This is a genomic window from Sporolactobacillus shoreae (assembly GCF_004684935.1).
Classification (GTDB): Bacteria; Bacillota; Bacilli; order Bacillales; family Sporolactobacillaceae; genus Sporolactobacillus; species Sporolactobacillus shoreae.
Map to the genome: position 1 here is coordinate 1 of NZ_SRJD01000016.1, position 20,207 is coordinate 20,207.

Consider the following 20,207-nt stretch of genomic DNA (forward strand, 5'->3'; position numbering starts at 1 on the left):
TTGCCTCCGGCTTCCTTCAGATTCCACCTCACGATGGACACCCTTGCCCTTAGCTAACAGTTCCTACTGCCAAGCCTGTAGCGGACTTTCACCGCCAAGCTGTCGTCCATGCCGGGCGCACCAAAAAGAGCCGGGATTATTTGATCCCGGCTCTTTCTCATCACATGATCACTGATCTTTTCAGTGTTTCAGAATATAGGCTCCTGTCAGATCGACTGTCGGTCCGTAAATCGGATACTGCAAACCCTTCACATAAGGTTTCTGCACCCATACCTGACCGTCCTGATCAATAGGTATGATTCCGACATCTTGAATCAGAATTTTTTCCGCACTCTGGAGATCATCCCATCTCGTGGTCAGGTTGGTCTGAGTCTGGGCATCCGCAATGAGTTTGTCATAGGATTTGTTCGACCAGGCCGATGAATTTTCGGGCTGATCCGTTGTGAACATATCAAGATAGGTCATCGGATCCTGATAGTCCGGTGCCCAACCGCCATAGGAAAGATCAAAATTAAACCCTGTCTGAAGTTTAAGGAAATTGGCAAATGGCTGCTGATTGATCTTGATTTGTACACCTTTGAGCTTGCTTTCAATCTGTGAAACGAGGTACTGATCCCAGTTTTTCAGCTGATCGCCATCCTGTGTCAGCAAAGTTAAATTCAATGTTTTAATGCCAAGTTCCTTCTTGGCCGTATTCCAGTCACTCTGTGCCTGCTTTGTGCTCTCATCTATCAGATATCCCTTCGGAGCCACTGAGCGGAAGTCCTTCCCGTCCGGACCTTTGACGAAATCTTGAGGAACGGCAAAATGCGAAGCAACAGAACCATTGTTCATCAGTGTTTTCACGAAAGATTCACGGTCGATGGATTCATTCAGCGCTTTTCTTAAGCTGAGATTCCGCAAATATTTATTGGTCTTCTGATTGACATAGAGGAAGCGGGTCGTTGATGTTAGTCCGCTGTGAACCTCACCGGGATTTGTTTTTTTCAACTGATCCGTAAAATCACCCGATAAATTTTCGATGGCGTCGGAGGCTCCCGTCTTGTAGAGATTGATACGCGTCGCTTCCACCGTTATCACTTTAAAATTAACCTGAGTCAGGTGTATTTTTGATGCATTCCAGTAATCCTTGTTTTTCACGTAGGTCCAGCCGCTGCCTTTCGACCAGCTCTGCAGTTTAAATGGCCCATCATAGAGAAGGTTTTGCGGTCCCTGTGCGAAATTCGCTCCCTGCTTTGTTACAAAATCCTGACGCTGAGGAAAAAAGCCCGGCGTCGACAGAAGGCTCAGAAAAAACGGAGGCGCTGGCTGATCGAACGTGATCTGCACCTGATCTGTTCCAATCGCCTTTATACCTAGATTATTATATTTTCCGTACATCGGATCTTTCGGATTTTGTATTTTCGCGGCATTTTTGATACTTGCTGAAGCGTAGAGGAAATTATAGGCAGGTTTTGCCTTCGGATCATTTTCATAATGCCAGCCGAAAACAAAGTCCTGCGCCGTAACGGGTTTTCCATCCGACCATTTGATTCCCTTGCGCAGCGTAAAAGTATACGTTTTTTTGTCGGCGCTCACCTTTGGTGCACCGGCTGCAAGATCCCATTCCACTTTTCCGTCATGCATCCTTGTCAGGCCGCTGTTGACCATTTCCAGAGTGTTAGTCGACTGTGTGTCCGTTGCCTGAGTATAATTCAGTGTCGGAATGTCGGAAGTCGTTGTCAGATTCAGCTGCTGCTTGGCAGCCAGTTGAACGGAACCGGTATTCTTTGACGATGTGCTGGATCCGCAGGCAGACAGAATCAGTACCAGTGATAGAAACAACGATACTGAAAGCCTGAATTTTGTTTTTCTTGTCATCATACTTACGCCCCCTGAAATTTCCTGATTAACATTAACGGTTCGCTGCAGACTTGCTCGCCATGGGGAATATTATACATCAAATTTCAGATTTTTTATCGAAATGTGAATATAGTGTAAATTTTTTTAAAATCTGATGTGCATGGAGGTTGATGAGTCATCATTCGATTGAGTATTTGCTTTTATCAAACTGATTTTGTATAATTCTAGGTAATTATTTGGGGAATAGAATCCCCTGATCAGTGAATGTCATGAAAACAGTAAGAATTGCGATGAAAAAGAAGAGTAGGCACCGGAAAGTCTCGAGAGAGCCTGGATAAGATGGAAACCGGGTGGCGGAATGATGCTGAATGGGCTTTTGAGCTGCAAGCTGAATGTATCTGCGAAGTGATGCAGTTAGTAGGTTATGCCGTGTCCGCACGTTACAGCGGATCTGATCTTTCGCACAATTTTGTGAACGATTGGAGATGAGTTGTTTCCTTTTACAGGAAATAATAGGGTGGCACCGCGGTCTATTCGTCCCTTCAGGATGATGGGCTTTTTTTTATACATTTTTTTAGGATGACGAGGCAGCAATTTTACTTTCAACAATCAGGAGGATGAGCGATTTGCCAAAGATTTTTTCCGGTGTCCAGCCGACATCAATACCGACTCTGGGTAACTATCTGGGAGCCATGAAAAATTTTGTAACACTTCAGGAAGGAAATGACTGCATTTATTGCATCGTCGATGAACATGCGATAACCCTGCCTCAGGATCCGGTCGAAATTCAGAAAAACATTCACAATCTCGCCGCACTTTATTTGGCGATAGGCATTGATCCGAAACGTTCGATTCTGTTTATTCAATCCGAGGTTCCCTGCCACGCGCAGCTGGGATGGATTATGCAGTGCGTCAGCTATATGGGCGAATTGGAAAGAATGACCCAGTACAAAGATAAATCACAGGGAAAGAACGCTATTCCCGCCGGATTGCTGACTTATCCACCTTTAATGGCAGCCGATATCCTGCTCTATCACACGGACCTTGTTCCTGTCGGCGCGGACCAGAAACAACACCTTGAACTGACCCGCGATCTTGCCGAGCGGTTTAATAATAAATATGGAGAAGTCTTCACAATCCCCGAGCCCTATATTCCTCCGGTCGGCGCGAGAATTATGTCCCTCGCAGAACCGACCAAGAAAATGAGCAAGTCGGACAAGAACAAAAAGGCAACTATTTTTACGCTGGATTCAGAGAAAGATATTATAAAGAAAATAAAAAGTGCAATCACGGACGACGAAGCGTCCATTCGATATGACAGAGAGCAAAAACCCGGTGTCTCAAATTTGCTGGATATATACTCGCTCTGTTCCGGGAGATCGGTCGACGATCTCGTATCCGCCTATCAAGGAAAGGGGTATGGAGAATTTAAAACGGATGTTGCGGAAGCCGTTGTCGGTATGCTTAAGCCGATTCAGGAGAAGTATAACAACCTGATTGAATCCTCAGAACTCGATGAAGTGCTTGATGAAGGGGCAGAAAAGGCATACGCGATTGCCAGAAAAACATTGAAGGATACTGAGCAGGCACTGGGTATCGGCAGAATCAACCGTCTGTGAAAGAAGAACTGTCGAACATTACAAGCTGCAACCTCATATAAAACAAGCCGGAGCAGTAAAAAATTGCTCCGGCTTGTTTTATCATTATTTAAATCTCTTTTCGTTAATATTGCGACTACTGGACCTTGGGTACGTGCTCGAGTTCCCAAAGTTTTTCGAAATACGACTGCCCTCTGATCATCCGCTCACAAATGTCCGCGTGCCTTTCCGACCAGCCATGCTTCATCCCTTCAACAAGATCGCAAAACGCGTCCTCCGCGCTCATTTCCCTGCTTTCTTTGTACTTTGTGGGGTACCATTCGGTGTGCCAGTAGCGGAGTTCCTCGACACTGCCGGTTGAATGCAGCTGATCAAGGGCCATAAAAAGAAGCTGTTTCATTTGCCGCTCTTTTCGGGTAAGACCAAGCATCAGATCCGGACTCAGAGAAAGCATATGATACTCTTTCGTTCTCAATCCTTCCGGCAGGTGATAGTGTTCAGCGGACATCTTGCCCACTTTATCCAGAATTATATTTTCCTGCCTTGGGATGAGTCTGCTCTTTCTTACAGGAACGGCGTATCCAAGCGTGTCAGCTGCGATGCAGCGTTCACCGTCCGTGGCAATGAAACAATATTCTATGACTTCTCTTTGGTTGTTTTTGCAGATCACACTCTTATTCCGGATATCTTTCAGAAGCTCCTCGGGAAGATCCAGCAAGTCGTTCTCAATATAATCCAGAAACGGCTTTTCCACTTTGACGAGCGGTACCTGATCAAGAAGCTCAATAAAATCATGCTTGCGCCATTCATAAAATTCGCAGACATTATAGCTGTTTTCTTCGCCTTCAAACCAATTGACCCAGATATCACTCAGTATCTCCATGAATATGTCGTCTCCTCTTTTTTTGATTTGAAAACATTATGGACATGAATGGGAAAATTTATTCTGCCTTGAATCGGCCTTTCAGAAGGATCGTTCATTCAGTTTCACTATGTCTATGACTGAACCTACTAGACTATAACCCTCGGCATTTTAGCAACGGATTTTATCAAAGACTTTGTTAAACTTGTCTGTTGCTTTTCGCTCCACGCGCTCGCTTTCCGCGGGCGATCCGCGCCAATCAACGGAGAGGCAAAATCAACACTGAATTTAAACATAGCCTATCAAAAAAGGCACCTGAGAGATTTCCTCAGGTGCCTCGTTCAATCACTTTATCAAGTTTAATCCTCAAATTTCCTGAATACCAGTGTTGCATTGTGTCCGCCAAATCCGAATGAATTACTCATGGCAACCGTTACATCCTTCTTAATCGCGCCATTTGTTACGTAGTTCAAATCACATTCCTCATCAGGCGTTTCATAATTAATGGTTGGCGGAACAATTCCGTCTTCAATGGCTTTTATTGAAAAAATAGCTTCAACGCCGCCGGAAGCACCAAGGAGATGCCCGGTCATCGATTTTGTCGAACTGATCGCTACTTGATAGGCATCATCACCAAAGACAGCTTTCACCGCCTTAGTTTCAGTTGAATCGTTTGCGGCCGTACTTGTTCCATGAGCGTTAATATAATCAACCTGGCCTGTGGTCAGACCCGCGTTTTCCAGAGCCATCTTCATCGAACGGACAGCACCTTTGCCATCCGGATCCGGTCGCGTCACATGAAAGGCATCGCTTGTGGCTCCATAGCCGACCACTTCCGCATAAATATGCGCACCACGCTTCAGAGCGGAATCAAGGGATTCCAGAAGGACTATCCCCGCGCCTTCTCCCATGACGAAGCCGTCGCGTTTCTTGTCAAACGGTCGGCATGCCGTCTTCGGGTCCGGATTGGTGGAAAGCGCCCGTGAGGAGCTGAATCCCGCAAAGGACATATTGGTCAGGGGTGCTTCACTGCCTCCGCAGATGACCGCGTCATTATCTCCACGGCTGATCACTTCATAGGCATCCCCGATCGAATTGGTCCCCGTGGCGCAGGCCGTGACTGTACAGGAGTTAATTCCTTTCGTCCCGAGAAGAATGGATACTTGGCCCGAAGCCATATCCGGTATCATCATTGGCACGAAGAAGGGGCTGACCCTTCGATATCCTTTTTCTATCGCGGTCCTGAGCTCATTCTCGAAGGTTTCCATGCCTCCGATACCCGAGCCGATCCAGACACCGATCCGTTCAGCATTCGTTTCATCAATCACATACCCTGCGTCGGCGACCGCCATCTTAGCCGCTGCGACAGCAAACTGAGTGAATCGGTCCATCCGGAGCGCGTCTTTGTGATCCATGAAATCTTCCGGATTGAAATCCTTCACTTCACCGGCCACTTTGGCCCGGAAATCATCAGGATTTACCCGTGTTACGATGTCGATACCGGATTTGCCGGCAATCGCATTTTTCCATGTTGATTCGACATCATTTCCAAGAGGTGTTACTGCACCTAACCCGGTAACAACGACTCTTCTTTTCATTCTGTTCTCTCCTTTATATTAAGTTGGCTGTGCCAGCGCTTTTGATCATGGCCTATCTTAAATAAGTTATCTGCCCCACCGCAGTGTCAGCGCACCCCATGTCAAGCCGCCGCCGAATCCGACCATGACAATCAGATCTCCGTCTTTAATCTGCCCGCTCTCAAGCGCATCGGTCAACGCCAGTGGGATTGATGAGGAAGAGGTATTCCCGTATTTCTGTATGGTTTTGATCATTTTGTCTTCGGGAATATCCAGTCTTTCTCTGGAGGCTTCCATAATCCGGATATTTGCCTGATGCGGGATTAGATAATTGATATCCTCTTTCTTCAGACCGGCTTTCTCTACGACGTCCACCGCGGATTCGCCCATCTGCCGCACGGCAAACTTGAAGACCTCACGGCCATTCATTTTAATAATGTCGCCATCCTGATACAGGCTCATGCCTCCGCTTCCGTCCGAGCCGAGATCAAACGAAAGGATTCCCTTGCCTTCCGAAACAGGTCCAACAACTGCGGCCGCAGCCCCATCCCCAAAGAGTACAGCGGTTGTCCGGTCTTCCCAGTTGGTGATTTTTGATAACTTTTCAACACCGACAACCAGAATGTTTTTGTAAACGGCAGTATCAATAAATTGTTTTGCCGTCACAACACCATAAATAAAGCCGGAGCATGCGGCGCTGATATCCATCGCCGGTATTTTACCCGCTCCCAGCCTGTCCTGTAACATACACGCAACAGAAGGAAAGGGCTGATCAGGCGTTACTGTTGCAACAATGATCATATCGATATCCGCGACGTTAAGTCCCGAGTTTGCAATCGCCTTTTTCGCAGCGATAAAAGCCATGTCCGATGTATCTGTATCTTTATCGGCGATCCGTCTTTCTTCGATTCCTGTTCTTGTGCGGATCCATTCATCAGATGTATCCATAATTTTCTCAAGATCAAAATTTGTTAGTACTTTTTCAGGAACAAACTTACCAATTCCTAGTATTCCTGCGGACATCCGCAATTCTCCTCTCAGATCATAACAGTATATATAATGACTTGGTAACAATATAATACAACAGAAAATATTTGTCCAACAGGCAAAAGATCATTGTCCCCATTAATAACATATCAGGCAACGTGACTACGGGCTGATGAACCTCACCTTTTAAAAGGATGAGCATAGAATAAAATATAACGATTCCAGGTACCCATTAAGAATCATTGACTTAAGCAGGGAGGAAAAATTATGGCACAGCCCGGTCAAAATCCGAGAGACAGTATCTATGATCCATTTACTTATATGATGTTCGGCCAACAAACGCCGCCCACTGCTCCGCCACAAGCATTCTATCAGAACGGTGCCCCTCAGGCAAGCGGTATGCAGCCACCCGCCCGTCCTCAGACTTCTTTTATGAAGCCTTTTACAGATCAGAACGGACATATAGATGTCGGCAAAATGATGAGCGGCGCGAATCAGCTCGTTACAGTCCTGAATCAGGCCGCTCCGGCGATCAAGCAGCTGTCTCCCCTTCTTAAATTTTTCAAGAGGCCTTAAACAGAGCATCTGTTTGATAATGATCTTTTGATCTCCGGGATCGGTTCCTTTCCCGGATTTTTTTCTTCATTATAATAAATGGTTTTCCTAATCCGGCTCATGGGATTGTTACATGTTTTCCTGCTCAGAGCCAGTCGAATTTTTCATGAAATAGGTCCTTTAACTTTTGGTTGCAGCCTTCTCCGGATTTGCTGCCGCCATCATAATTAAAAATCTGAAGTCCGATAAAAGGTGCGGCTATCAGTTCCGCCATCAAAAGTGCGGTATGTGAGCCTCTCGTCTTCATTTGAGAGAGATCCGTTCGGAAAATGGCCGCCTTGTTTCGTGCCCGGTCGCGGCATGCACTGCAAAAAAATTGCTCCATCTGCGCCGCTCTTTTTCCTGCATCAGTGATAGGACGCACCACCCTTTTCTCGCCGCGATAAACTGAATTTGGATCATAAACTTCAAGCGTTGAGAGAAAAATAGCGGGTTCCTTGGAGCTTCCGGCTACAGCATCCAACATTGGTTTCAGTTTCGCCTTTAACTGCCTGTTTGCCGATTCATCTCTTCTGAATGAGTCAGCAATACAAAATGCTTCGCGAATCGGATTTTTGGGATGATCCACTGTCCGAAAAAGGGCGTTTCTTCCCAAAAAGAGCGCCCGCTCATCCTCCTCCGCTTTTTCCTTCGAATTAAGAGCCGAGCTGATTGAGATAACTGTATTTCCCTTCTCGGCAAGGGCTTCAGAAATGGGAAAACCGTAAGCAGACAGACCGCCAAAAACGATGACCTGTTTCATTCATTAACCCTCCCGATGCTTCGGACACTAATGCCAGTCTATGCGGCAATAAAGAGTGTCATAACAAAACAAGCGCTCCGGGAAAGAGGAGCACTTGTTCAATCGGAAAGTCCGAGAGCGATTCTCGCATATCGCGACATGCGGTCCTTTGTCCAGGGCGGATCCCATACAAAATTAACTTCCACTTCTTTTATTTCTTCAATCTCACTAAGGACACGCTTCACTTCATATGAGAGCGATGCGGACAGCGGGCAGCCCATAAAGGTCAGCGTCATCGTAACTACAACATTGTTATCGTCATCTATATCAACGCCGTAAACCAGGCCAAGATTTACAATATCGATACCCAGCTCCGGGTCGAGCACATCCTCCAGAGCCTCAAGCACCCGATCTTTCAATTCCTCTGATTCTTGTTCAGCCACCAGGATTCCCCCCTTTCTTCATCTTGGATAGCTTAAGTATACCCGATTGTTTTGCAGATTTCATCTAGCAGGCCCTTCAAGCCTGACCCGATCCATTCTGAGAACTCGGAACAGGTTGCACAATACATGGGAACAAAAATTGAGCACCTTGCCATTTACTAAAGTAACCGCTTACATTATTATTGAGTTATCAAATTAAGGGTGTGATAAGAACATGGCAGAACTTTCACTGAAACATATTTATAAAGTATACGACAATAATGTAACGGCTGTCAGTGATTTTAATCTGGACATCAACGATAAGGAATTCATCGTTTTTGTCGGACCATCGGGATGTGGAAAGTCGACCACCCTTCGCATGATCGCCGGGCTGGAGGAAATTTCAAAAGGCGATCTTTACATTGACGGCAAAAAGATGAATGATGTGGCACCTAAGGATCGTGACATTGCCATGGTCTTCCAAAACTATGCCCTTTACCCGCATATGACCGTCTTCGAGAATATGGCGTTCGGTTTGAAACTGCGAAAGTTTCCGAAAACCGAGATCAGGAAGCGGGTGGAGCAAGCCGCGGAAATTTTGGGAATCAAGGATTATCTCGACAGAAAACCAAAAGCTCTTTCAGGCGGTCAAAGGCAGAGAGTCGCTCTCGGACGGGCAATAGTCCGTGACGCAAAAGTGTTCCTGATGGACGAGCCGCTGTCGAACCTGGATGCGAAACTTCGTGTCCAGATGCGTTCGGAAATCGGCAGACTGCATCAGAATCTTGAAGCAACAATGATCTATGTCACCCATGATCAGACCGAAGCGATGACCATGGCGACACGGATTGTTATCATGAAGGACGGAGTGATTCAGCAGGTCGGGACGCCTAAGGAGGTCTACGACAACCCGAAAAATTTGTTCGTCGGCGGTTTTATCGGTTCACCACCAATGAATTTCTTTCATGGAAAACTTGAGGGCAATCATTTCAAGGGAGACGCGATCGATCTTGAAGTTCCGGAAGGTAAGCTAAAAATTCTACGGGCAAAAAATTTTATTGATAAACCAATCATCATGGGCATCCGGCCGGAGGATATTCACGACGAGCCGGTGGTTATCGAATCAACCCCCGCAAGTGTTATCCACGCGAAAATTATCATCGCGGAACTGACCGGAGCAGAGTTTATGCTCCACTCTCAGGTCGGGAACCATCAGTTCATCGCGCGGGTCGATGCGCGTACCGAGTATCATGCGCAGGACAACGTTGACCTGGCATTCAACATCAGTAAAACTCACTTTTTTGACCCTGAAACAGAAACGGCGCTAACAGTCGAATGATATTCTGCAAATTAAAAGATTCCCGCTCTGCCAAATGAATGGCGGTGCGGGAATCTTTTTGGGCGAATCATTCAAGAGTGGATAGATAGGCAATGGTCAACCCGTCCATTCGCCTCAATGAAATACCGGTTTGTTCAAAAAATTTGTCCATGCGTGCTTGCAGCGTATTTCGATGCATGAAAAGTTGTTTCGCAGCCATGCTGATGTTCCCCTGATTTCCCCATAACGCTCTGATGATCGTCACCCACCCCGAATCATCAGCTACCATTGCCTTCACTTCACTGAGAATGGCTGATTTACTGATATGCGATCTGATCAATGAGAAAAAGCCATGTTCCACACTGCTCACTTCCTGAAGACCTGAATGGGCCAACTGATGTTGAAAGAGGCTGAGTTCCTCCAGATAAGCATCTCTGATTAGAGGTGTTAGGGGGTAACGCAGGCCAAGCTGAAAATGTGTCTTGACGGAAAAATCATTTTCAAGCGTATTGGCAATGGCTCGGAGTGCTTCCCCTTCCATCATCCCTTCCTCTTCAATAATCAATCCGTTTTGCGAGGAAAGATAAATGAAACAGGCCGTTTCTTCAAAAAAGGCTTCCAGCGCCGATCGCCACTCAATCAGGTTGCTTCGTGTAAGCGCTACGGCAGTGTGAAAGTGAATAAACCTAACCTTTTCATGCGTTTCTGTTTTTTCCACTGGCTGACCCTTTATCAATCGGTCATACCAGACTCTGGATTTTTCAGAAAAATACGGCGGGATCTCTTCGTTTAGCAGTATTTTCAACAATTGGCGTTCCCGGTCTGAAAGCCCCAGAGAGGGCACGCCTATATAATAAGGGCTTTCATAAAAATAAAGCATGTCTTCATCGGGATGAAACGGCACATTGTCTACAACTGTACCGGGATAACGCCTGATAAGGTTTTTAATGTCCATGTCCGCACTCCCCGCCGCCTTTTACTGATTTTTTCTACCATTATAATAAATAAGAATCCCGATTTATTAATGCCTGACGGCACAGCCTGCTGTCAGGTATTTGCCGGAAGTTGCTCTGATTCGCCCGCCGCTCTGTGAAAAATTGCCGCTTCATAAGGACGAAGCTGAATTTCTGACAAAGCTGACGGTGGATCCGGATAGTTGTATATAAGTGGCGACCATCCTTCCGTGCTGACTGTTGCCACCTCTTGACTTTCGCTAAGATTTGCGACAACAAGTAAATCTTCTTGTTCCGAATGCCGGGTGTACGCAAATATGTGTGGATGATCAGGGAGCAGCAGGCTGAAATCTCCATTTGTCAACACATCATGTGTATGCCGCAATTCAATCAGTTTCTGGTAATAATAATAGATCGAATCCGGATCATTTAGTGCCTGACTGACATTGATCTCTTTGTAATTGGAATTTACCTTCAGCCATGGTGTGCCTTCAGTGAACCCCGCATGCGATCCATTATTCCATTGCATCGGCGTACGGGCATTATCTCTGCCGACCTTTGCCACAGCATCGAGGAATACTTTTTCTGTCATTATTTTTTCCTCAATGACCAGTTCCCTGTAAGCATTGTGGATCTCCACATCGCGATAGTCATTAAGCTCATAATCACAGTTCACCATTCCGATCTCTTCGCCCTGGTAAACATAAGGAGTTCCCTTCAGTCCATGAAGGACCGTCGCAAAGGCTTTCGCGCACTGAACCCGATAGGCTGTGTCATTGCCATAACGCGAAATGACGCGGCCCTGGTCATGATTTTCAAAGTAGAGTGTGTTCCATCCATTTTCAGCAAGTTCAAGCTGCCAGTCCGACAACGTCTTCTTCAATTCAACGAGATCAAAAGGCTTGACCGCCCATTTGCCTGCCGGTGTTCCCCGTTTCTGATCGGCAGCCATGTGATCGAAGTTGAAAACCATATTGAGTTCATGGCGGCGCGGATCGGTATATTTTTTTGTTGCTTCAATATCCGATCCGTTCGCTTCACCGACCGTCACACAATCGTACTTTGAGAGTACTTCACGATTCATTTCCTGAACATATTCGTGCAGCCGAGGTCCATTTGCATGATATTTGCCCAATACATACTTCTGACCATTCGTCTCAGGATAATCGGGAAAATCCGTGTATTTGGAAATTCCTCCGATGACATCCATCCGCCATCCATCGACACCCTTATCCATCCAGAATCGCATCACATCATACACCGCCTGACGCACTTTCTCGTTTTCCCAATTAAGGTCCGGCTGCTGTTTTGTAAAGTAATGGAGATAATACTGGCCGGTCTCCTCATCGAATGTCCACGCGGATCCTGAAAAGTGTGACCCCCAATTGTTCGGCTCTGATCCGTCCGGTTTTGGATCGCGCCAGAAATAGTAATCGCGATAAGGGTTGTCTTTTGATTTCCGGCTTTCCTGAAACCAGTAATGCTGATCTGATGTATGGTTGACCACAAGATCCATGACAATTTTAATATTGCGGCGGTGCGCCTGATCGAGAAGACGATACATATCTTCATTTGTACCAAATCTCGGGTCAATTTTGCGATAGTCGCTGATGTCATAGCCATTGTCCTTTTGAGGGGACTGGTACACCGGGCTTAACCAGATAATGTCGACACCCAGATTCTTTAAATAGTCCAATTTTTCAATAATACCGCTCAAATCTCCGAATCCGTCCCCATTAGAATCTTTAAAGCTGCGCGGATAGATCTGATAAACGACTGCTTTCTTCCACCAATCTCCCATTTCGGTTCACTCCTGTATAAAAATACCGTTTTCAACGCCGTTTATTTTCGCTCCAGGTGCTCGCTTTCCGCTCCAATCAACGGAGGGGCAAAAACAACATTAAATTTAAACTTAGCCTTTTTCAATCCAATGTTTTCTCAGTGAATCCCATGTAAGTTCAAGCGTTGACGCTACACGCCAGTCAGGACGGGCATCTTCAGGAACGCCGACACCTACGGAAAACAGTCCGGCCGCGTTGATTGACTGAATTCCCGCCACGGCGTCCTCAATCCCTGCACACTCCCGGGGTTCAGCCCCGAGCTGAACAGCCGCTGTTGAAAAAATTTCCGGATCAGGCTTTCCTTTTTTTAATTTAGCCGGATCCACGATTGTGTCAAAATAGGAAGATATCTGTAGTGACTTCAGAATGAACGGTCCGTTTTTGCTCGCAGACGCCAGGCCGATCTTTATACCTGCGTTTCTCAATTCTTCCAGAAAATCCTGAATTCCCGGGAGTATATCATTAGGTGTCATGGCAGCGATCAAACGGCGGTAGTCTTCATTCTTTTGTTCAGCAAGCCTGCTTTTCTCTTCTTCTGAAAAATCAGGTGCACGCCCGCCAAATTTTAGAATCCGCTCCAGTGAATCCATCCTTCCTATGCCTTTCAGATGTTCATTAAAAGCTTCATCAATGTGAATGCCGATGGATTCGGCAAGATGCTTCCATGCTCTAAAATGATATTTTGCCGTATCGGTGATAACGCCATCCAGATCAAAAACAACCGCTTTCATTGCCCGCTCACCTCATCATTTTCAATCAACCTTCCTGTAAGGCTCTGCTCCAGCAAGAGCGGCTGATTGAACAGTTTAAGTTTCAGTGGATCTCCCGACAGTAATGTCAGGATCACTTTTTCCTTGTTAACGATCGCTTCGATCAGCCTTCCCCGATAATTCACTTTAAACGAATAGGACTGCCAATCCTCCGGCAAATAAGGATTGAAAGAAAGCGTTCCGTCAAAAGTCCTCATCCCGGCAAAGCCTTGAACAATGGCCAGCCAGCTGCCGGTCATTGAAGTGACATGGAGGCCGTCAACGGTATCATGATTATAGTCGTCCAGATCAAGCCTGGCTGTTCTTTTGTAGAGTTCCAGCGCTTTTCTTTTTTTTCTCAGTTCTGATGCCAGTATCGAGTGAACCGATGCCGAAAGGCTGGATTCATGCACGGTCAGCGGCTCATAAAATTCAAAGTTTCTCTTTTTCTCCTCCATTGTGAACTGGTTATTTAAGAAATAGATTCCTTGCAGCACATCTGCCTGCTTGATAAAACAGGAACGCAGAATTCTGTCCCACGACCAGTGCTGATTGATCGGCCTCTCCTCCTCAGGGATTTCAGAAACCGGCTTAATTTCTTTATCCAGAAAGGTGTCCTGCTGAACAAAAATACCGAGTTTTTGATCCAAAGGGTAGTACATCTTATCGACAATATCTCGCCAGTGAGCCACTTCATTCTCTGATAGCCCGAGTTCTTTATATTTTTCATCACCAATCAGATTGAGGACGCTGATCGTGTAATTCAAAGTCCACGCCGCCATTTGGTTCGTGTACCAATTGTTATTAACGTTATTTTCATACTCGTTCGGGCCGGTTACGCCGTGAATCATGAACTTTTGTTTTCTCTTTGAAAAATGGATGCGGTCTGTCCAGAAACGGCTGATTCCGACCAGTACATCAATCCCGTATTTTGCGATGTAGGATTCGTCTCCAGTATAATTCACGTAGTTGTAGATCGCATAAGCCACCGCGCCATTGCGATGAATTTCCTCAAAGGTAATTTCCCATTCATTATGACACTCAATTCCAGTGAAAGTGACCATCGGATAGAGCGCGCCCTTCAAGCCTTGCTGACGGGCATTATAATAAGCTCCTTCCAATTGATTATATCGGTACAAGAGCAGTTGTTTCGTAATCCGGGGATCTGCGACCGCCAGATAAAATGGAACAGCATAAGCCTCAGTATCCCAGTACGTCGCCCCGCCGTACTTTTCACCAGTGAATCCCTTGGGGCCAATATTCAGACGTGCATCCTCCCCGTAGTAAGTGGAGAAAAGCTGGAACAGATTAAACCTGATCCCTTGCTGAGCCTCGTCATCACCCTGAATGGTGACATCTGCTTTCCTCCAGCGTCTTTGCCAGGCAGCAGCATGCTCTTTTTTCAAATCTTCATAGCCGCTGTCCAGTGCCTGATCAAGCAGTTCATCGGATCTTTCCGCCAAATTCCCAGGTTCATAATCTCTGCTTGTTGTTACGGCGACCAACTTATCGAGAGTGATCGATTTCCCCGGGCCCAGAAAAATATCACAGGACTGAGCGACATATAATTTTCTTTGATGGGCCGAAACAGACGCACGCTCTTCGGTCCGTACACCCATTGATGCAGACACCGCAAACACCGGTGTTCCAAAAGAATTATCGATCAGCCGCACGGACAGGTTGGATCGCCTGTCGCCAGATCTTTTACCGGTTTCCTTCCAGAACATCTCGTCATAATTTGAATCCTCGTTCCGAACGTCTCCGTCGAGGAAGGGGATCAGGCGCACGGATACGCCTTCAGACAGATTCGTGACCCTAAAGCGAATGGCACAGATTTCTTTATTGATAATGCTGAAAAACCGCTCAGACTCAACCTTCACTCTCTTGCCACGTTTGACCACGACGTAGCTATGCTTTAAAAGCCCCTTGCGCAGATCCAGTTCGAGGTAAAAATCTTCAAGCTGATCCTTATAAAGATCCACCTCTTCACCATCCAAAAAAAGCTGTACACCGATCAGATTCATGGCATTGATCACTTTGCCAAAATATTCCGGATAACCATTTTTCCACCAGCCGACCCTTGTCTTGTCGGGATACCAGATCCCGGCTATATAGGTGCCCTGATGGTGATCCCCGGTATAAGTTTCTTCAAAATTGCCGCGCATGCCCATATATCCATTGCCGAGAGATGTCAAACTTTCCAGCAGCCTCATTTGATTCTTATGAAGTTGATGTGTCGCCAGTTTCCAAGGTTCTGTTTCAAACAACCGTGTACCCGTCATTTATTCTCATCTCCCACTGCCTGCAAGCGCCGATTTGTATTTTCCAGGCCCCGCTCATTTTGAAAATGTGTTCTCAAGAATACAAGAGCGATCATCAGAACGATACCAAAAGACTGAATCATGATCATTGTCCCAAAGTCAAACGAAATCAGGGAAAATCCACAAGCTGCAAGCGAAGGGAGCCCGGCAGCCAGAATTACTAGGGACAGGGCCTCTCGAAAAGAATGAATATCCGAGAGCTTTGAACGACCTGTGAGCCATATAATGAAGCTCATCATTCCCATAAGAAGGAAATTTGAAAAAAACAATCCTGCAAAGCAAAGTACAGAGAGCACCGTGATGAGTTCCAGTTTATACTGTCTGACCCATAGCTGTGAAACCATATTTTCCAGACTTTCTTTGCGGCCGCTTAATGAAATGGCCTGATCTTTAGGATAAGTGACAGAAAAACCAAAACCATTTTGATCACTGATGATCATTTTTTGTTTCTGAAAGATGATCACATTCTTAAAGTTCTGCACCTTTTGATGGTACTTTTGCCCAATCGTTCTCCACCGGTTCTCTGGATCAACGGCGAGCAGGTTTCTTCCGTGCCTCTGTTCATAGACGGTACCTGAAAGAACTCCACCCTTGATTGCATCTTTCTGAATCTGCGTCACAAAGTCAGAAGAGATCGCTCTGCTGACTGACGGTGCTAAGAAAGTGAACGGTACAGTTTTTAGGGCTGAGAGCCGCAGAGTCAGAGGCATCATGAGACTGGCACTGAGAAATAAAAATAGAAAGGCCAGTTTCCACCCATTCAGATTTCGCCTCTCGGTAAAAATCCGTTTCAAGGAGCACATATTAACAAAATAATTGACTGGAAACCGGTTTAAATTTGGTTTCATTGACTTCACACCCTAAGGAAATCGCTATGATGAATCAATCACACATGGATCATCGTTCAAAGTAAAATAAAAGGATTAGCCCTTTGTTCCACCGGCCGTCAGCCCACTTTGGAAATAGCGCTGCAAAAAGAAGAACAGAACAACGATAGGTATTGAAATCAGGAAAGACCCCGCTGCAAACAGGGAGATATTCTGATTCGTTGGATTTGCGATAAACTGCTGCAAACCGACAGCGACCGTCAGATTACTCGGTGTGCGCAGCAAAAAAGCCGCCAGAAGATAATCTCCGAAGGGACCCATAAACGCCCATAATGCCTGAACCGCTATCATCGGCATCGCCAGTGGGAGGTTAATTTGGCAAAGGATGCGGAGATGCCCCGCGCCATCGATGCGGGCCGATTCATCTAGATCGCGCGGAATCGTATCAAAATAACCCTTCATAAGCCACGTATTCATAGGTATCCCGCCACCGACATAAACCAAAGTCAGATACCAGTACTGGTCCAGTCCGTTAATAATTAATCCAAGGACAAAGAATGCTGTCAGTGCCGCCATTGTCGGCACCATTTGAATGATCAAGAAGAAAATCAATCCGTTTTTGCGCCCTTTGAACCGATAACGGCTATAGGTATAACCGGCCAGCGTCACGATAATGACCTGGATGATCATTGTTGAAATCGCAATAATGATCGTATTTTTGAACCAGGTTAAATAAAGGGTCTGTGAAAAAAGCTGGCGGAAATTATCAAGTGTCCACTGCATATGCCAATCCAGTGTGAACGCAGCAAGGTTGCTGACATTAAAGGCGGACTGGGCGGTGATGAACAGCGGATAAAGGATTATGATGCTGAGAACAATCAAAAATAAATACGTAAAGAATCGGCCGAAAAATTTATTTGATTTCTGATTACGCAGGAGACGCCTCATTTTACATCATCTCCTCGTTACTGAAGGCGTGTGTTTTCTTGAAAGCAAAGAGTGAAACGCTGATGACGATGATCGAGATGACAATGGTAACCGCTGAAGCCAACTGATATTGCGGTGACGTCCCCGTTGTCAGCTTGTAAATCCAGGACAGCAGGATATCCGTTGAACCTGCTCCGCCACCCACATCTCCTGGGCCGCCGGAATTGAACAGATAAATGATGGAAAAATTATTGAAGTTGAATGTATACTGCGTAATGAAAACCGGCGCCGTCGCGAATAAAATCATCGGAAGCGTGATCCGGGTAAATTTCTGAATGAAATTGGCACCATCAATATTTGCGGCCTCGTACAGATCCCCGGGAATGGACTGCAGTACTCCCGTAACCATCACAAAAATATAGGGGAATCCAAGCCAGGTCTGAATCATGATTAAGGCCGTTTTGGTCCAGAAGGGATCCGTTTTCCACGGTATATCCGGAATATGGACAAATGGAATATAATTCAGGACTGCCAGAACCTGCTGGTTAATGGCGCCTATGCTGTCGTTAAAAATATTGGAGAAACTCATGATCGTGACAAACGCTGGCACTGCCCACGGCAGCAGGAATATTATCCGGAATATTCGTTTACCGATAATGAAATCCTGATTGGCGACAACCGCGGTAATAATGCCCAGTGCAATCTGACATGTTGTTGCCAGCAAAGTCCAGGTAATGGTCCAACCGAGCACAGTCACAAACGTATCCCGGTAGGAACTGAGAAAGAACATGTCAAAAAAGTTCTGAAGCCCAACCCAGTTAATCAATCTGGCAGGCGGAATATGATAGAAATCATAATTCGTAAAAGCCATAAAGAGTGTTACAAGCACCGGAAACACAATAACAAAAAGCATAATGAAGTAGGCAGGAATCGTCAAAAGGTAGGGAAATCCCTTGTCCCACACATTTTTAACCATGGAACCGACACTTTTATTAATCATGCCCAATGTGTTCCACTGCCTTGCCACATGTCTGGCGTCATTGATACTGAGCAGCATCACCATCAGGAAGACAAAGGTTATAATGATTTGCAATGTGCCTTTAACAAGCAAGAAAAGGGAATGGTCCCGAATAGGAACCGTTCCCAGTGTGATAAAGCCTTGAAAAGCAGGGATCCCGATCGTGGCCAGCTCGATAATGAAAGCAATGGTTATAAGGAGAAATAAGACTCCTTTTGCCAATTGCCCGTTATAGAATTGCCCTAAACCGGGGATGAGGGACAACAATCCTGCTTTTCGGACACTTTTCTTGATTGGGTGATTGTTCATGTTGCTTCCCCCATTTCATTCCGCACTGAGCTTATTTGTCCTTATACTTTTGAGCGATCGTTTTATGCAAAGTCGACACAGCGTCGTCAAGGGTCTGCTTCGGCGTTTTCTTGCCGGATGCGGCGTTGAACATTGCCGGTTCCATTGTCGTCCATACTTCGGCCATTTCCGGAATGGATGGCATAGGGATCGAAGAGTCATACTGAGAAATGACGGCTATCGACAGCACATCACTCGAATTCTTCACCTTGTCCTGTGCCTGAGGATTGATCGGAATTTCGTTCGATTTCTGATAGAACACATAGGAGTTAGTCGCATTCGTTGCATAAGCCAGCCATTTTTTAGCCAGACTCGGATCCTTTGTATAAGCGGATGCTACCCACGCTTTACCACCGGCAAACGGCGCGTATTCTTTTCCGTTCGGAAGTGTCGGAATCTTTGCGACCCCATAATTTATTTTTGACTGTTTGTAGACTGCTGCCTGCCACGGACCGTCAATCACCGCCCCCGCTTTTCCTTTAACAAACTCGTTGGTCACAAAGTTGCCGGATGCCTTGACGTCCTGCATGCCTTTTGGCCAGACATTTTGGAACCATTTGGTGGCATAAGTTACGGCTTCAATTGATCCAGAATTATTCAAGCCAATATCCTTTGGGTTTGCATTGTTATTGCCGAATACATAACCACCGTACCCCGCGTACAGACCATAGGCATAGTAGAAGTCAGTCCATTTGGCCAGAAATCCGGTATTTTTCCCTGGTTCAGAAGGAAAGGCAAACCGTTTATCTTTTGCAAGTAGCTCCAGATCCTTGAAAGTCGTCGGCGCTTTCTTAACTAAATCTTTATTATAGAAGAGGACAAGTGCTTCGATGGTCAGTGGAACCCCATAATATTTACTGCCAACCTGTACCTGTCGCTGTGCCTTCTGGTTGAGGAAACCCAGAATGCTCTTGTCGACTTCGAGCAATTGTCCCTGCTGTCCCAGTGCGCCCACACGGTCATATGGGGCCAGCATGACATCCGGCGCTTTGCCCGCGGGCCCATCCAGTGAAAGGGCAGTCAATTGATCAAACATCGGTTTCTTTACAATTTTTACCGTCGCATTGTTCGCTTTTTCGAACTTACCTTTAATACTGTTCACAAAATTAGCATATGCCGCGTTTGATGAATCAACGGATACTGTCAGGACTTTTTTCCCTCCGGAATTCCCATTCGATGCACCTCCGGAACCGCAGGCCGCAAGTGCCATAATTAATCCAAAAATGGCTAACGCGGAAACAATCTTTCTAATAAACTTCATTTTTGTCCCTCCCTTTTATC

The 20,207-nt window shown here is 46.0% G+C and carries 17 protein-coding genes and 1 other annotated feature; of the genes, 3 read left to right on the forward strand and 14 right to left on the reverse strand.

Going from position 1 to position 20,207, the window contains the following annotated elements:
* Positions 1 to 180: 180 nt before the first annotated feature.
* On the reverse strand, positions 181 to 1,863 hold the full coding sequence (locus E4665_RS12790; protein WP_241654854.1) for a peptide ABC transporter substrate-binding protein: 1,683 nt from the start codon (positions 1,861 to 1,863) through the stop codon (positions 181 to 183).
* A 260-nt stretch (positions 1,864 to 2,123) separates the two neighbouring features.
* Positions 2,124 to 2,387: a binding site (T-box leader), on the forward strand.
* Positions 2,388 to 2,468: 81 nt separating this feature from the next.
* On the opposite strand from E4665_RS12790, the gene trpS reads away from it, so the two are divergent.
* A complete protein-coding gene (trpS, locus tag E4665_RS12795) occupies positions 2,469 to 3,461 on the forward strand; it encodes a tryptophan--tRNA ligase (protein ID WP_135349192.1) in 993 nt (330 codons plus the stop codon).
* Between the two features lie 115 nt (positions 3,462 to 3,576).
* Here trpS and E4665_RS12800 read toward each other — a convergent pair whose 3' ends face one another.
* The 3 genes from E4665_RS12800 to E4665_RS12810 form a co-directional block, all read right to left on the reverse strand.
* Complete coding sequence (locus tag E4665_RS12800) at positions 3,577 to 4,323, reverse strand: DUF3603 family protein (protein ID WP_135349193.1); 747 nt, start codon at positions 4,321 to 4,323, stop codon at positions 3,577 to 3,579.
* A gap of 338 nt (positions 4,324 to 4,661) precedes the next feature.
* The gene (fabF, locus tag E4665_RS12805; protein WP_135349194.1) at positions 4,662 to 5,900 is read right to left on the reverse strand and encodes a beta-ketoacyl-ACP synthase II; all 1,239 of its coding nucleotides are present in this window, start codon (positions 5,898 to 5,900) and stop codon (positions 4,662 to 4,664) included.
* A 66-nt stretch (positions 5,901 to 5,966) separates the two neighbouring features.
* Positions 5,967 to 6,902 carry a beta-ketoacyl-ACP synthase III gene (locus tag E4665_RS12810; protein WP_135349195.1) on the reverse strand — a complete coding sequence of 312 codons (936 nt, stop codon included), beginning with the start codon at positions 6,900 to 6,902 and terminating at the stop codon, positions 5,967 to 5,969.
* A gap of 231 nt (positions 6,903 to 7,133) precedes the next feature.
* On the opposite strand from E4665_RS12810, the gene E4665_RS12815 reads away from it, so the two are divergent.
* Complete coding sequence (locus tag E4665_RS12815; RefSeq protein WP_135349196.1) at positions 7,134 to 7,442, forward strand: YppG family protein; 309 nt, start codon at positions 7,134 to 7,136, stop codon at positions 7,440 to 7,442.
* A 124-nt stretch (positions 7,443 to 7,566) separates the two neighbouring features.
* On the opposite strand, the gene E4665_RS12820 is transcribed toward E4665_RS12815, so the two are convergent.
* Together E4665_RS12820 and E4665_RS12825 are read right to left on the reverse strand one after the other, a co-directional pair.
* On the reverse strand, positions 7,567 to 8,223 hold the full coding sequence (locus E4665_RS12820; protein ID WP_135349197.1) for an NAD(P)-dependent oxidoreductase: 657 nt from the start codon (positions 8,221 to 8,223) through the stop codon (positions 7,567 to 7,569).
* A gap of 98 nt (positions 8,224 to 8,321) precedes the next feature.
* Positions 8,322 to 8,645, reverse strand: a complete 324-nt coding sequence (locus E4665_RS12825; RefSeq protein WP_135349198.1) for a metal-sulfur cluster assembly factor — start codon at positions 8,643 to 8,645, stop codon at positions 8,322 to 8,324.
* A 214-nt stretch (positions 8,646 to 8,859) separates the two neighbouring features.
* Between E4665_RS12825 and E4665_RS12830 the strand changes: the two genes are divergently transcribed.
* Positions 8,860 to 9,963, forward strand: coding sequence for an ABC transporter ATP-binding protein (locus E4665_RS12830; RefSeq protein ID WP_135349199.1), 1,104 nt, complete (start codon positions 8,860 to 8,862; stop codon positions 9,961 to 9,963).
* A 67-nt stretch (positions 9,964 to 10,030) separates the two neighbouring features.
* On the opposite strand, the gene E4665_RS12835 is transcribed toward E4665_RS12830, so the two are convergent.
* The 8 genes from E4665_RS12835 to E4665_RS12870 all read right to left on the reverse strand — a co-directional run bounded on the left by E4665_RS12835 (position 10,031) and on the right by E4665_RS12870 (position 20,187).
* A complete protein-coding gene (locus E4665_RS12835; protein ID WP_135349200.1) occupies positions 10,031 to 10,897 on the reverse strand; it encodes a helix-turn-helix domain-containing protein in 867 nt (288 codons plus the stop codon).
* 92 nt (positions 10,898 to 10,989) lie between these two features.
* On the reverse strand, positions 10,990 to 12,696 hold the full coding sequence (locus E4665_RS12840) for a glycoside hydrolase family 13 protein (protein ID WP_135349201.1): 1,707 nt from the start codon (positions 12,694 to 12,696) through the stop codon (positions 10,990 to 10,992).
* A gap of 111 nt (positions 12,697 to 12,807) precedes the next feature.
* On the reverse strand, positions 12,808 to 13,467 hold the full coding sequence (gene pgmB / locus E4665_RS12845; RefSeq protein WP_135349202.1) for a beta-phosphoglucomutase: 660 nt from the start codon (positions 13,465 to 13,467) through the stop codon (positions 12,808 to 12,810).
* Positions 13,464 to 15,767: a glycoside hydrolase family 65 protein gene (locus tag E4665_RS12850; RefSeq protein ID WP_135349203.1), complete on the reverse strand. Its 2,304-nt coding sequence runs from the start codon at positions 15,765 to 15,767 to the stop codon at positions 13,464 to 13,466. The genes pgmB and E4665_RS12850 overlap by 4 nt, the downstream gene beginning before the upstream one ends.
* A complete protein-coding gene (locus E4665_RS12855; protein ID WP_135349204.1) occupies positions 15,764 to 16,654 on the reverse strand; it encodes a DUF1189 family protein in 891 nt (296 codons plus the stop codon). The genes E4665_RS12850 and E4665_RS12855 overlap by 4 nt, the downstream gene beginning before the upstream one ends.
* 75 nt (positions 16,655 to 16,729) lie before the next feature.
* On the reverse strand, positions 16,730 to 17,581 hold the full coding sequence (locus E4665_RS12860; RefSeq protein ID WP_135349205.1) for a sugar ABC transporter permease: 852 nt from the start codon (positions 17,579 to 17,581) through the stop codon (positions 16,730 to 16,732).
* A 1-nt stretch (position 17,582) separates the two neighbouring features.
* A complete protein-coding gene (locus E4665_RS12865) occupies positions 17,583 to 18,887 on the reverse strand; it encodes a carbohydrate ABC transporter permease (protein WP_135349206.1) in 1,305 nt (434 codons plus the stop codon).
* Positions 18,888 to 18,918: 31 nt separating this feature from the next.
* Positions 18,919 to 20,187 carry an extracellular solute-binding protein gene (locus tag E4665_RS12870; protein WP_135349207.1) on the reverse strand — a complete coding sequence of 423 codons (1,269 nt, stop codon included), beginning with the start codon at positions 20,185 to 20,187 and terminating at the stop codon, positions 18,919 to 18,921.
* Positions 20,188 to 20,207: the final 20 nt, after the last annotated feature.

Coding starts and splice junctions, on each gene's coding strand:
- E4665_RS12790 (WP_241654854.1), bottom strand. CDS start 1,863: ATGATGACAAGAAAAACAAAATTCAGGCTTTCAGTATCGTTGTTTCTA.
- E4665_RS12800 (WP_135349193.1), bottom strand. CDS start 4,323: ATGGAGATACTGAGTGATATCTGGGTCAATTGGTTTGAAGGCGAAGAA.
- fabF (WP_135349194.1), bottom strand. CDS start 5,900: ATGAAAAGAAGAGTCGTTGTTACCGGGTTAGGTGCAGTAACACCTCTT.
- E4665_RS12810 (WP_135349195.1), bottom strand. CDS start 6,902: ATGTCCGCAGGAATACTAGGAATTGGTAAGTTTGTTCCTGAAAAAGTA.
- E4665_RS12815 (WP_135349196.1), top strand. CDS start 7,134: ATGGCACAGCCCGGTCAAAATCCGAGAGACAGTATCTATGATCCATTT.
- E4665_RS12820 (WP_135349197.1), bottom strand. CDS start 8,223: ATGAAACAGGTCATCGTTTTTGGCGGTCTGTCTGCTTACGGTTTTCCC.
- E4665_RS12830 (WP_135349199.1), top strand. CDS start 8,860: ATGGCAGAACTTTCACTGAAACATATTTATAAAGTATACGACAATAAT.
- E4665_RS12835 (WP_135349200.1), bottom strand. CDS start 10,897: ATGGACATTAAAAACCTTATCAGGCGTTATCCCGGTACAGTTGTAGAC.
- E4665_RS12840 (WP_135349201.1), bottom strand. CDS start 12,696: ATGGGAGATTGGTGGAAGAAAGCAGTCGTTTATCAGATCTATCCGCGC.
- pgmB (WP_135349202.1), bottom strand. CDS start 13,467: ATGAAAGCGGTTGTTTTTGATCTGGATGGCGTTATCACCGATACGGCA.
- E4665_RS12850 (WP_135349203.1), bottom strand. CDS start 15,767: ATGACGGGTACACGGTTGTTTGAAACAGAACCTTGGAAACTGGCGACA.
- E4665_RS12855 (WP_135349204.1), bottom strand. CDS start 16,654: ATGAAACCAAATTTAAACCGGTTTCCAGTCAATTATTTTGTTAATATG.
- E4665_RS12860 (WP_135349205.1), bottom strand. CDS start 17,581: ATGAGGCGTCTCCTGCGTAATCAGAAATCAAATAAATTTTTCGGCCGA.
- E4665_RS12865 (WP_135349206.1), bottom strand. CDS start 18,887: ATGAACAATCACCCAATCAAGAAAAGTGTCCGAAAAGCAGGATTGTTG.
- E4665_RS12870 (WP_135349207.1), bottom strand. CDS start 20,187: ATGAAGTTTATTAGAAAGATTGTTTCCGCGTTAGCCATTTTTGGATTA.